The following is a 13,807-nucleotide window of genomic DNA, read 5'->3' as shown; positions in this document are numbered from 1 at the left end:
AAATTGAAACCCGGGTGTCGGATGCCCACAACGTACGGTAAAATTTTCCCGTACCTATTTTGCGAGGCTTACAAGCGCTCATATGGATCAAATCCTTTCGTTCGTTACCGGCGGTCTACTCCAGGCGAGTTGGTGGCAGATCGTCGTTTTCACCTTGGTTGTGACGCACATCACGATCGTCGCGGTTACTGTGTTTCTACACCGTAGCCAGGCGCATCGTGGTCTCGAGTTGCACCCGGCGGTCATGCACTTTTTCCGTTTCTGGTTGTGGTTGACCACGGGCATGGTAACCAAGGAATGGGTGGCTATTCACCGTAAGCACCACGCGAAGTGTGAACGTGAAGGCGATCCTCATTCGCCCATGATGTTCGGCATCTGGAAGGTATTTTTCCGTGGCGCCGAGCTGTACCGCGAAGAATCGAAGAACGCTGAAACCTTGGCCAAATTCGGTCACGGTACCCCCAATGACTGGATGGAGCGCAATGTTTACTCGCGCCACAGCGTGAAGGGCATCCTGATCATGCTGGTGATCGACATCATGCTGTTCGGCGCCTTGGGCGTGACGGTATGGGCGATCCAGATGGCATGGATTCCGTTCTGGGCTGCAGGTGTCGTCAACGGCATCGGCCACTTCTGGGGCTACCGCAACTTTGCCAGCCCGGACACCAGCACGAACGTGTCGCCCTGGGGCATCATCATCGGTGGCGAAGAGTTGCACAATAATCACCACGCCTACGGCACGTCCGCCAAGTTCTCGAGCAAATGGTATGAGCTCGATATCGGCTGGGGCTACATCACGATTCTGCGCTGGCTCGGTCTGGCGCAGGTCAAGAAGGTCGCGCCCAAGCTCAAATTGGGTGATGCGAGCAAGCCGGTGGTTGACTTGAGTACACTGCAAGGCGTGATCACACATCGCTACGAGATCATGGCGCGCTACGGCGACCTGCTCAAGCGCACTGCGGCGGAAGAGCTGGATCGTCTTCGTCCGGCGCGCCGCCAGGATGGCTCCGCTTGCCAGTACACCACGCTGAACAAGGTTCGCCGTTGGTTGCCGCGCACCGAGGATGCGCTGCAGCCGGCCCAGCGGGCTGAAGTGGATCAAGCGTTGGCGATGGCGCCGGATACGCAAGTGTCCAAACTGGTTCAAATGCGTCGCGAATTGGGACGTGTGTGGGAAAGCTCCAGTTCGAGCAGCGAGCAATTGCTGAGTGAACTGCAAGCATGGTGTCAACGCGCGCAACACAGCGGCATTTCAGGTCTGGAGCAGTTTGCGAATCGCCTGCGCCGCTATGCGGCATGATGCTGGACACACTCAACACCGAACAACGTGCCGCAGTAACGCTTGAACCGCAGCACGCCCTGGTCTTGGCCGGGGCGGGCAGTGGCAAGACCAGGGTGTTGATCACCCGTATGGCCTGGCTCATTCAAACTGGCCAGGCCAGTTCGTTTGCGCTGTTGGCGGTCACGTTCACCAATAAGGCTGCTCGGGAGATGCTGACTCGTATGTCGGCCATGCTCCCGATCGATACGCGCGGCTTGTGGATCGGAACGTTCCACGGCTTGTGCAACCGCTTGCTGCGCGCGCATCATCGCGATGCCGGCTTGCCGCAAACCTTCCAGATTCTCGATACGGCCGACCAACTGGCGTTGATCAAACGCATGTTGAAAGCCAACAATATCGACGATGAGAAATTCCCCGCCAAGGATGTGCAGCGATTCATCAATGCCGTCAAGGAAGAGGGGCGCCGGTCGGCCAATGTGGACGCCGGTGATCCGTACCGCCAGCGCATGGTCGAGATCTATGCGCTTTATGAGGCGCAGTGCCAGCGCGACGGCGTGGTCGATTTCGCCGAGTTGCTGTTGCGCGCGTACGAACTCCTCGCCAACAACACCCCGATACGCGAGCATTACCAGCGCCGCTTCCGGCATGTGCTGGTCGATGAGTTCCAGGACACCAACACGCTGCAGTACAAGTGGCTGCGTCTGCTGGCGGGCGGCGGTGCTTATATTTTCGCAGTCGGTGACGACGATCAGTCGATCTACGCTTTTCGGGGTGCCAATGTGGGCAACATGGCCGATTTCGAGCGTGACTACGCGCACGGGACGGTTATCCGGCTGGAGCAGAACTATCGCTCGTTTGGCCATATCCTCGACGCGGCCAACGCGCTGATCGATCACAATACGGCACGCCTGGGCAAGAACCTTTGGACGGACCAGGGTGCCGGTGAACCCGTTCGGATCATCGAGCAACCTTCCGACGCCATCGAAGCCCAGTGGGTGGTCGATGAAATTCGCAGTCTGGTCAAGGATGGCCGCAATCGGCGCGAGATCGCCGTGCTGTATCGGAGCAACGCGCAGTCGCGCGTGATGGAGCATGCCTTGTTCTCGGCCGGCGTGCCGTACAAGGTGTACGGCGGTCAGCGCTTCTTCGAGCGCCAGGAAATCAAGCATGCCTTGGCGTATCTGCGTCTCTTGGCCAATCGCACCGACGATACGTCCTGGATGCGGGTGGTCAATTTTCCCACACGCGGCATCGGCGCACGTACGCTGGAGCAATTGAATGACGCGGCCCGTACGCACGACACCAGTCTGGCCGATGCGGTCGCGTTCATCGGCGGCAAAGGTGGCAGCAATCTGGCGCAATTCGCCGGCTTGATTGCCGCGATCACCGATGAAACGCGCGACCTGCCGCTGCCCGAGATGGTCGAGCACATGCTCACCCGCAGCGGGCTCATCGAACACTATCAAAACGAGAAAGAGGGCACCGAGCGCGTCGAGAACTTGCGCGAGCTGGTGACCGCCGCCTCAGTGTTTGCGGCCGAAGAAAACGTGGATCGCGAGCCCGCTGGTCGCGTGTCCGAGGCGTCGGCGGCGGCCGCCGCCGCTGCTGCGCCGTCTGCTGCAGCCCTTGGGCAGGACGCGGATGCCCCGGGTGTGACCGAAGCCGTGCTCACGCCGCTTGCCTCGTTCCTGTCGCATGCCGCGCTCGAAGCTGGCGACAATCAAGCCGAGGCCGGTCAGGATGCCGTGCAACTGATGACGGTGCATGCCGCCAAAGGGCTGGAGTTCGATGCGGTGTTCATCACCGGGCTCGAAGAGGGGCTTTTCCCGCACGAGAACAGTGCGCTCGAGGCGTCGGGGCTCGAGGAGGAGCGCCGGCTGATGTATGTGGCGATCACGCGCGCGCGTGAGCGTTTGTATGTGAGCCTGGCGCAAAGTCGCATGCTGCACGGGCAAACCCGTTATGCCATGCGTTCGCGCTTTCTCGAAGAGATTCCCGCCGAACACGTCAAATGGCTCACGCCGAAAGTGGGCGTGCCGTCGGCCAACGGATTTCGCGGCTCCGACCCCGCCTGGGGCGGGGCCGAGTATCGGGCCGATGCGTTTGCGCGCAAGTCGACCGGAGCGATTGCGCCGCGTGCGCCGCGATCGGTATCCAGCGGCGTGCAAGTCGGCGACAAACATTTTCGAATCGGGCAGGGCGTGCATCACTCACGCTTTGGCGAAGGCACTATCATTGGGCTCAGCGGTGCCGGCGAGGATGCCCAGGCGCAGATTCAATTTCGCGATGTCGGCAGCAAGACGCTGGCCTTGAGTATCGCGAAGCTCGATATTGTTCAGGGGTAAGACATGACGAACGAAGATGACGATGATGACATGGACATCCCGGCGCTGCGCGCCGAGATCAACGAAATCGATCAGCAACTGATGTTGCTGTTGGGGCTGCGTTTTCGATGCAGCGACCAACTGGCGGAGATGCTGCTGGCACACGGCATGGAAGCGCCCGACGACAATGCCGAAGATCGAATTGCCCACGTTGAAGCGTTGGCGGAAGATGCCGGCGTTTCGCCGGCACTGGCCGTGCAACTGATGCACGCCGTGGTGAGCGAGGTGAATTCCAACCTCGCGCGGATCAAAGCCAGCCAGTCGCATTGAGTCTACGCGCGCGTTTAACCTTTAGTGATGGCGTGCGTCTGAGACGTAAGCGAGGGCATACGTCTCAGACCTAAGCGCTGACGTTCGCCAAGCAGTGAGTGGGCGTGTTTGTTGGCGTGTACGCAAGTGACGGAACGCTTCTGCTGGCAGGGAAGCATTCCATGAAAAATGGCGAGCCCAAGTACGGGCCTCGCCATTTTTGTTTCCGCAGACTCAGGCCTGATCCGCCGGAACCGGCGTATTGAGGAGCTGTTGTTCCCACAGATAAGCGATGCCACTACCCGCGGCGTGCTGCAGCAGTACATCTGTCAGCGCGCCGGCGGTTTCGGTGCGGGCCCAATCGCGCTGCCACTCGGCCGCAACGGCCAGCCACGTCATCATGTTGGCGCCGGCGCCAATCATGCGCTGTATGGCGACCTGATGGGCTTCGACCGACACTGCACCCGATGCGTCCGTGACCACGGTGACGTCCCAGCTTTCGCCAAGCGCTTGGATCACCGGCATCGCCACGCAAACTTCCGTCCACAGGCCAGCAATGACCAGCTGCTTGCGGCCAGTTGCCTTCACTGCATCCACAACCTTCTTGTCCTCCCAGGTGTTGATGAGCGTACGGTCGATCACCTCCTGCCCGGGGAACACATCGGTGATCTGAGGGAAGATGAGCCCGCCTCGCTCGGCGAGCACGCTCGTCAAGATGGTGGGCACCTTGAAGGCCTTTGCAGCTTTCGCCAGTGCGGTTGAATTATTGACGACCATCTGCGGCTCGTGGCTGTTCAGGTTGGTCAATTGGAAGGGCTGGTGGTCGATCAGAACGAGTACTGAATCTTCAGGGCGGAGAAGCGAATCAAGGCCATTGCGAAATTTCATTGTGTGCGTCCTATGCGGCTGGAATGTGATCAGGCGTCCGAAGGCGATTGCCCATAACGGCCTGACCGGAAGCGCCCATTCTGTCGTTCCTCTCTTCGATGCGGTAGTACCATTGTTCGGCGAGCTGTGTCGCGAAAAAAGGAACGCCAAGTGGATATTGAAGCGCTGGAGACCTTCGTGGAAGTGGCTGATGCGGGGGGCGTATCGCCTGCCGCGCGGCGGCTCGGCGTGTCGAAGTCGATCGTCAGTCGGCGCCTTTTCCGATTGGAAGCGGAGCTCGGCGTACAGTTGCTGACCCGATCCACGCGTGGGGCCGGTCTTACCGAAGCAGGCGCTGCCTTTCGGGACCACGCCGCCCGAGTGTGCGCCGAGATCGAATTGGCCAAGGAAGTCATTCTTCCGACCGGTGCGTTGCAAGGACGCCTGCGCGTATCCGTCCCGCTGTCGTTCGGCCCGACGCACTTCGCGCCCGTGCTCGCGGAGATGGCGCGACGCCACCCCAAGCTGCACATCCAGGCGAGCTACAGCGATCGCTTCGTCGATCTCATTGCGGAAGGCTATGATTGCGCAATACGCGTGGGTTATCTACAGGACTCGGCGCTGATGGCCAGACGCATCGGGCCCGTCTACGGCAAGCTCGTTGCGAGTCCCGACTACGTCCAGACGCATGGGGCACCCCAAACGCCCGACGAGCTCATGGCGCACGAAGCGCTCATGCAGGGAACCGAAACCTGGCAACTGACAGATGGGGCAGAGATCATCACGGTTCGCCCGCAAGGACGATTCAAGGCTGACAACGGTATCGCGCTCGTCGCCGCCGCGAAGGCGGGACTTGGGATCGCTTATCTCCCCGATTGCCTCACTTATGAGGGCGTGATGTCGGGCGCGCTGGTGCCGGTGATGATGCACCATGCACCGCCGCCTGCGGGAGCTTACGTGGTTCGTCCGCCGGGTGAGCATCCGGCAAGAAAGATACGGGTGCTCACCGAGCTGCTGATCGAGTATTTCGCGCAATCGCCGCACTTTGCAGTGACCGCCGAGCATCCCCCGGCAGCAGAGGGGCGCTGAAGCTGAGCGCTGACCGTGAGCGGACGATGTCCGGTCGTTATTCGTCGCCCTGCATTGCAGCCTGATCCACCGCTTCGAGTTCCTCGTGGATCTCGAGCCATTCGTTTTCCAGATTGTCGTGGGCCTTGGTGCGCTCACCGTGTTCGGCCAGTGCGGCCAGACGTTCGTCGCGGCGGCCATCGGCATACAGATCGGGATCCGCCAGCAACACGTCCAGCGCGGCCAACCGGGTCCGCGCGGCGTCCATTGCCTTTTCGACTTTTGCCAGCCGCTGTTCCAAGGGCTTGCGGGCCACCGACAGGCGCTGCCGCAGTTCGGCCTCTTGCCGGCGCTGCGCCTTGCGATCCACCACCGGCCCCGCAGAGGACGCGGAGGCGGCTGCCGATTGGGCCTGACGCTCGCTGCTTTGGCGCGCAGCAAGCCAATCCCGATAATCCTCAAGATCGCCGTCGAACTCCTGCACGGCGCCGTCCGCCACGATCCAGAACGTATCGACGGTGGTGCGCAGCAAGTGCCGATCGTGCGACACCATCAACATGCTGCCTGAGAACTCAGCCAAGGCGGTCGCCAGCGCTTCGCGGGTTTCCACATCCAAGTGGTTGCTCGGCTCATCGAGCAGCAGCAGATTGGGTTTCTGCCACACGATCAATGACAAGGCCAGGCGGGCTTTTTCCCCACCCGACATGGGACCCACAGGGCTCATGACCGCCTCGCCGGAAAACCCGAAGCCCCCAAGGTAATTCCGCAATTCCTGTTCGCGCGTTTCAGGCGCGAGGCGCGCCAGATGAGCGATGGGCGTGCTGTCAAGATCCAGCATGTCGAGCTGCTGTTGTGCAAAGTAGCCGATCGCCAAGCCCCTTGAGGCCTTGCGTTCGCCGGCCAGCGGCTCGATCGCCTCGCATAGCGTTTTGATCAACGTACTCTTGCCGGCGCCATTGGCGCCCAGGATGCCGATGCGGCTACCTGCACGCACCATCAACGTCACGTCGCGCAAAATCGCTTTGGGCGTGCCATCCGCGTCGTGATAACCGGCCGACACGTGTTCAAGCGTCAAGAGCGGATCCGGCGTGCTCTCGGGTGACGGAATCCGAATATCGATGCCGGCCTCTGCATGCAAGGGCGCAAGCGCCTCCATGCGAGCCAACGCCTTCACGCGGCTTTGCGCCTGTTTGGCCTTGGAGGCCTTGGCCTTGAATCGATCGATGAAACCCTGCAAGCGTGCGGTTTCGCGGGTTTGACGTTCCCACGCGATGTGGGTCTGACGCAAGCGCTCGGCACGTTGCAGCAGAAAATCGGAATAGCCGCCGCGATAGCGAATCAGCTTGGCATGGTCGACGTGCAAGACCGCGCGTGCCACCGCATCGACGAACTCGGTATCGTGCGAAATCAGCAGCACGGTGCCGTCATAGGCGGACAACCACTTTTCCAGCCACAGCATGGCGTCCAGATCCAGGTGGTTGGTCGGCTCGTCCAGCAGCAGCAGATCGGACGGTGCCATCAGCGCGCGCGCCAACGCCAATCGCATGCGCCAACCGCCTGAAAAACTCGTCACCGGTTGCGCCCACTCGTTGGGCTTGAAGCCCAGGCCCGCGAGCAGTTGTTCGGCGCGCGATTGTGCGCTGTAAGCACCGGCTTCCACCAGCGCGGCTTCCACTTCGGCGATCTCGGTGCCTTGTTCGTCGGTCAGCGTGGCGCGGCGGCTTTGCAGGTCCCGCAGCGGCCGGTCGCCATCGATCACGAACTCGCGTGCGGGACGATCGTCGGCATGCATTTCCTGTTCGACCGTAGCGATCTGCCAGGTCGACGGCAACGTGAGCGACCCGGCGTCCTGGTCCAACTCACCGGTGAGCAACGCAAAGAGCGACGATTTGCCTGCGCCGTTTTTTCCTACCAGCCCGACGCGTTCGCCGGGATTGACCACAAATTCAGCCTCGTCGAGCAGCACTTTTGCGCCGCGGCGCAAGGTCAGGCCAGACGCACGGATCACAGCGTGGCCGCCAGCAATTGGTCGCGCGTGAGCGCCATGATCTGATCGGTCGTGCCTTCGGTTTCCAGCCAGATAGGCTCGAGATCAGGAAAGGCGATCTCGAAATTCAGGCGCTCATGGCCGATCTCGAGCACCAGCAAACCATCGTCTTGCAGGCGCTGCGCGCAACCGCGCAAGATCAGGCGCACCAGATCCATGCCATCGTCGCCGCCCGCCAGGGCCAGTTGCGGTTCGTGGCGATACTCATTGGGTAGCGCCGCCATGGACGTGCTGTTCACGTAGGGCGGATTGCAGACGATCAGGTCGTATTGTGCTGCCGGCAATCCGTCGAACAGATCGGCCTTGTGCAGCGACAAGCGATCGCCAAGTCCGTAGTCGTCCACATTGCGGCGCGCCACGTCCAGCGCGTCGGCCGAAATATCGACCGCGTCGACATGCGCATCGGGGTACATCAGCGCCGTCAGGATCGCCAGGCAACCCGAGCCCGTGCACATATCCAGCGCGCGGGTCACGTTGCTGTCGTCGCCGAGCCAGGGGCTCAGGCCCACACCCAGCAGTTCGCTGATGGGCGAGCGTGGCACGATCACCCGTTCGTCGATAAAGAAGCGGTGGCCTTGCAGCCAGGCTTCGTTGGTCAAATAAGCGGCCGGCAGGCGCTCTTTCACACGGCGCTCAACCAGTTCCAGCACGCGTTCGCATTCTTCACGCAGCACCCGCGCATCCATGAAGGGATCGAGTGTGTCGGGTGGCAAGTGCAGAGCATGCAGCACCAGATAAACCGCCTCGTCGTAAGCGTTGTCGCTGCCGTGGCCGAACACAACGCGCCCCGCAGTCATGCGCGATACCGCATAGCGGATCAGATCGCGGATCGTGAGCAATTCTTGGCGAGCGGATGCATGCATGGATAGATACTTATGAAGCAGTGAACAAAGTGTGTAGCGTACGGCGGTAGATATTCTTCAGCGGCTCGAGCGACGCGATTTCGACGCGCTCGTCGATCTGATGAATCGTCGCGTTGCCAGGGCCAAACTCGATCACCTGAGGACAGATTTTGGCGATAAAGCGACCATCGGACGTGCCGCCAGTGGTAGAGAGTTCGGCCGTCACGCCGGTTTCGGCCGCAATGGCGTCAACGAGGGCTTGCGACAAATTACCGCGCGGCGTCAAAAATGGCTCGCCGCCGAGGTTCCAATCCAGCGTGTACTCCAGATTGTGCGCATCCAATATGGCGTGCACGCGCGACTTCAGCGACTCCGGCGTGCTCGCCGTCGAGAAGCGGAAGTTGAAGCGCATCTCGGCTTCGCCGGGAATCACATTGGTGGCACCGGTGCCCGCATGCAGATTGGAAACCTGGAATGTGGTGGGCGGAAAATATTCGTTGCCCGTGTCCCACTCGGTCGTCGTGAGCGCAGTCAAGGCCGGTGCCAACTGGTGCAACGGATTGCGGCCCAGATGCGGATACGCCACATGACCCTGAATACCCTTCACAACCAGCGTGCCCGAAAGCGAGCCGCGGCGGCCATTCTTGCAGGTGTCGCCCAGCGTGGTCGACGACGTGGGCTCGCCTACGATGCAGTAGTCGAGTTGTTCGCCACGCGACTTCAACGCGTTGCACACCACCACGGTGCCGTCGGTTGCGGGGCCTTCCTCATCCGAGGTGATCAGCAAGCCGATCGACCCGGGGATGTCGGGATGCGCCGCTACCAACTCCTCGGCCGCCACCACGAAGGCGGCGATCGAGCTCTTCATGTCCGCCGTGCCGCGACCGTACAGGTAGCCGTCGCGCTCGGTTGGCGTAAACGGATCGTTGGTCCACTTTTCGAGCGGGCCCGTAGGCACCACATCGGTATGGCCGGCAAACACCGCCAGCGGCGCAGTCGTGCCGCGGCGCGCCCACAGATTGGTCACGCCGCCGCTTTCGATGGTTTCGCATTTGAAACCCGCGCGCGTGAGCCGCTCGATGAGCACAGCCTGGCAACCCTTGTCGTCCGGCGTCACGGATGAACGCGACACCAGATCCTTAACCAGTGAAAGTACGGCAGACACGTCGATCAGGCTCGCAGCAGATCGTTGATGCTCGTCTTGGCGCGCGTTTGCGCGTCGACACGCTTGACGATCACGGCGCACGCCAGGCTATGCGAACCGTCGGCCGAGGGCAGGGAGCCCGGCACCACGACCGAACCCGACGGCACGCGACCGTAGATGATCTTGCCCGTCGAACGGTCGTAGATCTTCGTGCTTTGCGAGAGGAAGACGCCCATGGCCAGCACCGAGTTCTCTTCGACCACCACGCCTTCGACCACTTCCGAGCGCGCGCCGATGAAGCAGTTGTCTTCGATGATGGTGGGGTTGGCCTGCAGGGGCTCGAGCACGCCGCCGATCCCCACGCCGCCGGACAAGTGCACGTTCTTGCCGATCTGCGCGCACGAACCCACCGTGGCCCACGTATCGACCATCGTGCCCTCATCGACGTAAGCGCCGATATTCACGTAGGAGGGCATCAGCACCACGTTGCGGGCGATGAACGCGCCGCGGCGGGCAACTGCCGGCGGCACCACGCGATAGCCGCCTTGCTTGAAGGCTTCAGCGCCGTAACCGTCGAACTTGAGCGGCACCTTGTCGTAGAACTGCAAAGGCGAATCGCCCATGATCGCGTTGTTCTCGAGACGGAACGACAGCAGCACGGCCTTTTTGATCCACTGATGCGTCACCCATTCGTCGCCTTTCTTTTCCGACACGCGCAGACGGCCGTGATCGAGGCTGTCGAGCGTGTGCTCTACGGCTTCACGGATTTCAGCGCTCGCCTCGCTGGGCGACAGGCTGTTGCGGTTTTCCCAGGCGGTTTCGATGGTGGTTTGCAGATCAAGTGTCATGTTCGTTCGAATATCGGGTGGCAAAAAAAGAAATGGAAACGTGCGATCGATCTGGTGGAGTCGACCGCACAGCGGTGGAACGTCAGGCGTACGAACGGGCGAAATCGGCAATGCGATGCGCGGCTTCCACACATTGCGCGATCGGCGCGACCAGCGCAATCCGGATGCGTCCTTCGCCGGGATTGATCCCGTGTGCCTCGCGGGCCAGAAAGCTGCCGGGCAATACCGTAACCGCTTTTTGACCGAAGAGGTCACGTGCGAAGGCCGTATCGGACCCTTTTGTACGTGCCCAAAGATAAAACGACGCTTGCGGACGCGTCACATCCAGCACGGGCTGCAGAATTGGCACGACCGCGTCGAATTTCTCACGGTAAAGCTGTCGATTGTCCCGCACGTGGGCTTCGTCTGTCCAGGCGGCGATACTCGCGGCCGACATCACCGGGCTCAGCGCGCTGCCGTGATAGGTGCGATAAAGCAGGAATTTGCCGATCAGATTGGCGTCGCCAGCCACGTAACCCGAGCGCATGCCCGGCACGTTGGAGCGTTTCGACAGACTTCCAAACGACACCAGATTGCGATAATCGTTGCGCCCCAGGCGCCGCGCGGCTTGCAGTGCGCCCAGTGGCGGATTGCTCTCATCCAGATAAATCTCGGAATAGCACTCGTCGGCGGCGATCACAAACCCGTGACGATCGGACAGCTCGAAAATCTGGCGCCAGCTCTCGAGTGCCATCACGTTGCCCGCCGGATTGCCGGGCGAGCACACGAAAAGCAGACTGGTTCGGGCCCAGACCGCTTCCGGCACGCTGCCCCAGTCGCAATCGAAATCGCGCGCCGGGTCGGCGTTCAGGAAGTAGGGCGTGGCACCCGCCAGCAGCGCCGCGCCCTCATAGATTTGGTAGAACGGGTTCGGGCAGACCACCAGGCTATCCGCGTTGGGGTCGATCACCGTTTGCGCGAACGCAAAGAGCGCCTCGCGCGAACCGAGCGCCGGCAGCACCTGCGTATCGGCGTCGAGGGTGGGAATGCTGTAACGCCAGCCCAGCCAGGCCGCGATCGCTTCGCGCAGACGCGGATCGCCCTTCGTGGGTGGGTAGCCGGACAGCCCGGACAGATTGGCGGTGATCGCGGCTTCGACGCAAGCGGGAGCCGCATGCTTGGGCTCGCCGATGGACAAATTGATGGGCGCCAACGCCACATTGGGCGTCTGGGCCTCGGCCATCAATCGGCGCAGGCGTTCGAAGGGGTAGGGGTGCAGGGCGTCCAGGCGTGGGTTCATAGACACAATTTTACCAAGCAAGCTACAATGGCGGGCTGTACCCAAAGCGAAGGTGGCGAAATTGGTAGACGCACCAGGTTTAGGTCCTGACGCCGTAACAGGTGTAGGGGTTCGAGTCCCCTCCTTCGCACCAGTAGTTCCGCTATAAACCGAAGACTAGAATTTAATTTGGGTACCGTTAAAATTTAGGTGCCATTAATTTAAGTGCCTTTTATTTAGCTGCCATGTAGCTGCCTGATTTTAGGGCCGTTCGGGTCGAAGCGGCATTGAACACCAGAGATAACGCCAGCATTCATGCTGGCGTTTTACATTTCACCATTCGATTCGCATTCGGACAGTGCGGCGTCTTGAGTCGACTAAGTTACGATGCGGTCCAAAATTAGAGGCATCGGATGAATGAGCTTGATCGCGCCGCAATGGTCCCTGTTTGCCCCGTGTCAGTTGCAGGGGGGAGCCCGTGCTGCTGTTTGGTCGGCCAAGGAGGGAGGGTGTGCTTAAAGTAATCGCGCAGGATTTCATTCGAGTCGAGGCAATCGATATCGTTACCCCGCTCTATCGAGAACTCGTCGAACGAACTCGTCAGGAACCACTGTGCATCAGCTATGACCTATTTACGGATCAGAAGGACCCAGGTCACTTTGTTTTTATCGAGACTTGGCCTGATCGTGCGGCGTTGGATCTTCACTGTGCGAGTGAACATTTCCGCCGTCTCGTGCCTCAGATCGATGCCCATCAGCGAGACAAGGGCACCTATATTCTGATGGATGCAGCTTCGCTAGTCTCTGCCACTTCAAACTCCGCCCACTTCGAACCTGCCCCTAAGCGCGCTTGACGCCAGATTCGCTCAGTTCGGCGCGCTGGTCATTTCTTTCGATCGTGGCACGGCGAAGCTCCAGCTGATCTTCCACCAGCGCGCCAAGATCGCGCAACGCGCGCTGATCATCGGCGCCTAAACCCGCGCGTGGCACCGTATCGACGATGCATAGGGTGCCCAAAATGAAACCATTCGGACTGACCAGTGGGCAACCCGCATAAAACCTGATCTGGGGCGCTTCTTTCACATGCAGGTTTTCGGAGAATCGAGCATCGGCATGTGTATCGGGAACGATCAGCAACGCGCGGCTCATGAGGGCGTGCGCGCAGAACGATGAGGCCCGGGACGTTTCAGTAGCTTCGATGCCGAGGCGGGCCGGAAAGAATTGGCGCTCGGACTCCACGAGCGAGATGAGCGCGATGGGTACCTTAAAAAGGTGCTTGGCCAGGCTGACGATCCGGTCCAATCCGACGTGGACAAAACCATCCTTCATTTCGTACTTCTTTAATTCGTTGAGTCGATCAATTTCAACGTGATCAGATGGACGGTACATGGCGAAGAGGTCTGCATTGGAGATTTCGTAGCATGATAGTTTACGAGCAATCGTCCATACCAGAGCGCCAAGGATCGTGTCCGCTCAAGCGTGTTGTTGCAGGGGCGCACCTGGAATGTCGTCGTTTTTTGTCCTTCGGTCGCGGATGGAGAGGCAGGCGGTTTGCACGGTACCAATTGTTCTTGCGTTCGCGGGTCCGCGTTTGGGTGCCACTAAGCTGATACCCTTCGGGTTGGCGAGCAATCCCCAAATTCGACCCCGCTCGGCAGACTTCGTTTGGTACCCGTTCGGCATGTCGCTCGAACTCACCGCCGCAGTACTCGCCTGAACACGCTCAAGTTTGGCCGTGCCTGCAAATCGGATCAGCACAGCGCAAGCGATTGTCGTGCTGGGCGTTTTGCGCTTTATGGGTCGAACTTTTTACTTGGAT

At 60.7% G+C, this 13,807-nt stretch carries 12 protein-coding genes and 1 tRNA gene; 6 read left to right on the top strand and 7 right to left on the bottom strand.

Going from position 1 to position 13,807, the window contains the following annotated elements; all coding sequences use genetic code 11:
* Positions 1 to 82: 82 nt before the first annotated feature.
* Genes EYW45_RS02305 through EYW45_RS02295 form a run of 3 tightly spaced genes read left to right on the top strand, consistent with a single transcriptional unit; the run spans position 83 to position 3,936 of the window.
* Positions 83 to 1,300: a DesA family fatty acid desaturase gene (locus EYW45_RS02305; protein WP_161133764.1), complete on the top strand. Its 1,218-nt coding sequence runs from the start codon at positions 83 to 85 to the stop codon at positions 1,298 to 1,300.
* Entirely contained in the window at positions 1,297 to 3,627 is a 2,331-nt protein-coding gene (locus tag EYW45_RS02300) for a UvrD-helicase domain-containing protein (protein WP_161133763.1), read from the top strand. The genes EYW45_RS02305 and EYW45_RS02300 overlap by 4 nt, the downstream gene beginning before the upstream one ends.
* Before the next feature lie 3 nt (positions 3,628 to 3,630).
* The gene (locus tag EYW45_RS02295; RefSeq protein ID WP_161133762.1) at positions 3,631 to 3,936 is read left to right on the top strand and encodes a chorismate mutase; all 306 of its coding nucleotides are present in this window, start codon (positions 3,631 to 3,633) and stop codon (positions 3,934 to 3,936) included.
* A gap of 213 nt (positions 3,937 to 4,149) precedes the next feature.
* Here EYW45_RS02295 and EYW45_RS02290 read toward each other — a convergent pair whose 3' ends face one another.
* Entirely contained in the window at positions 4,150 to 4,803 is a 654-nt protein-coding gene (locus EYW45_RS02290) for a hydrolase (RefSeq protein ID WP_161133761.1), read from the bottom strand.
* Between the two features lie 150 nt (positions 4,804 to 4,953).
* Between EYW45_RS02290 and EYW45_RS02285 the strand changes: the two genes are divergently transcribed.
* Positions 4,954 to 5,871, top strand: a complete 918-nt coding sequence (locus EYW45_RS02285) for a LysR family transcriptional regulator (RefSeq protein ID WP_161133760.1) — start codon at positions 4,954 to 4,956, stop codon at positions 5,869 to 5,871.
* 37 nt (positions 5,872 to 5,908) lie between these two features.
* Here the strand turns inward: EYW45_RS02285 and EYW45_RS02280 are convergent, their stop codons facing one another.
* The 5 genes from EYW45_RS02280 to dapC form a co-directional block, all read right to left on the bottom strand.
* Positions 5,909 to 7,858, bottom strand: coding sequence for an ABC-F family ATP-binding cassette domain-containing protein (locus EYW45_RS02280; protein ID WP_328703579.1), 1,950 nt, complete (start codon positions 7,856 to 7,858; stop codon positions 5,909 to 5,911).
* Positions 7,855 to 8,760 carry a 50S ribosomal protein L3 N(5)-glutamine methyltransferase gene (gene prmB / locus EYW45_RS02275; RefSeq protein ID WP_161133759.1) on the bottom strand — a complete coding sequence of 302 codons (906 nt, stop codon included), beginning with the start codon at positions 8,758 to 8,760 and terminating at the stop codon, positions 7,855 to 7,857. Before prmB ends, EYW45_RS02280 begins: the two co-directional genes overlap by 4 nt.
* A gap of 10 nt (positions 8,761 to 8,770) precedes the next feature.
* The gene (gene dapE, locus EYW45_RS02270) at positions 8,771 to 9,910 is read right to left on the bottom strand and encodes a succinyl-diaminopimelate desuccinylase (protein ID WP_328703583.1); all 1,140 of its coding nucleotides are present in this window, start codon (positions 9,908 to 9,910) and stop codon (positions 8,771 to 8,773) included.
* Entirely contained in the window at positions 9,910 to 10,731 is an 822-nt protein-coding gene (dapD, locus tag EYW45_RS02265; protein WP_161133757.1) for a 2,3,4,5-tetrahydropyridine-2,6-dicarboxylate N-succinyltransferase, read from the bottom strand. Before dapD ends, dapE begins: the two co-directional genes overlap by 1 nt.
* An 82-nt stretch (positions 10,732 to 10,813) precedes the next feature.
* Positions 10,814 to 12,010 (bottom strand): succinyldiaminopimelate transaminase, encoded by a 1,197-nt coding sequence (gene dapC, locus EYW45_RS02260; RefSeq protein ID WP_161133756.1) that lies wholly within the window; start codon positions 12,008 to 12,010, stop codon positions 10,814 to 10,816.
* Between the two features lie 46 nt (positions 12,011 to 12,056).
* Between dapC and EYW45_RS02255 the strand changes: the two genes are divergently transcribed.
* Together EYW45_RS02255 and EYW45_RS02250 are read left to right on the top strand one after the other, a co-directional pair.
* Positions 12,057 to 12,143: transfer RNA gene (locus EYW45_RS02255), tRNA-Leu, on the top strand.
* A 357-nt stretch (positions 12,144 to 12,500) separates the two neighbouring features.
* Complete coding sequence (locus EYW45_RS02250; protein WP_161133755.1) at positions 12,501 to 12,842, top strand: putative quinol monooxygenase; 342 nt, start codon at positions 12,501 to 12,503, stop codon at positions 12,840 to 12,842.
* Here EYW45_RS02250 and EYW45_RS02245 read toward each other — a convergent pair.
* The gene (locus EYW45_RS02245; protein WP_161133754.1) at positions 12,829 to 13,377 is read right to left on the bottom strand and encodes a GAF domain-containing protein; all 549 of its coding nucleotides are present in this window, start codon (positions 13,375 to 13,377) and stop codon (positions 12,829 to 12,831) included. The genes EYW45_RS02250 and EYW45_RS02245 overlap by 14 nt on opposite strands.
* Positions 13,378 to 13,807 lie beyond the last annotated feature (430 nt).

Origin of the sequence: Schauerella aestuarii (assembly GCF_009866805.1) — a bacterium.
In the GTDB taxonomy this organism is placed as follows: Bacteria; Pseudomonadota; Gammaproteobacteria; order Burkholderiales; family Burkholderiaceae_B; genus Schauerella; species Schauerella aestuarii.
Note: the sequence above shows the minus strand (reverse complement) of the source record. Positions and strands in the feature narration are given on the sequence as shown.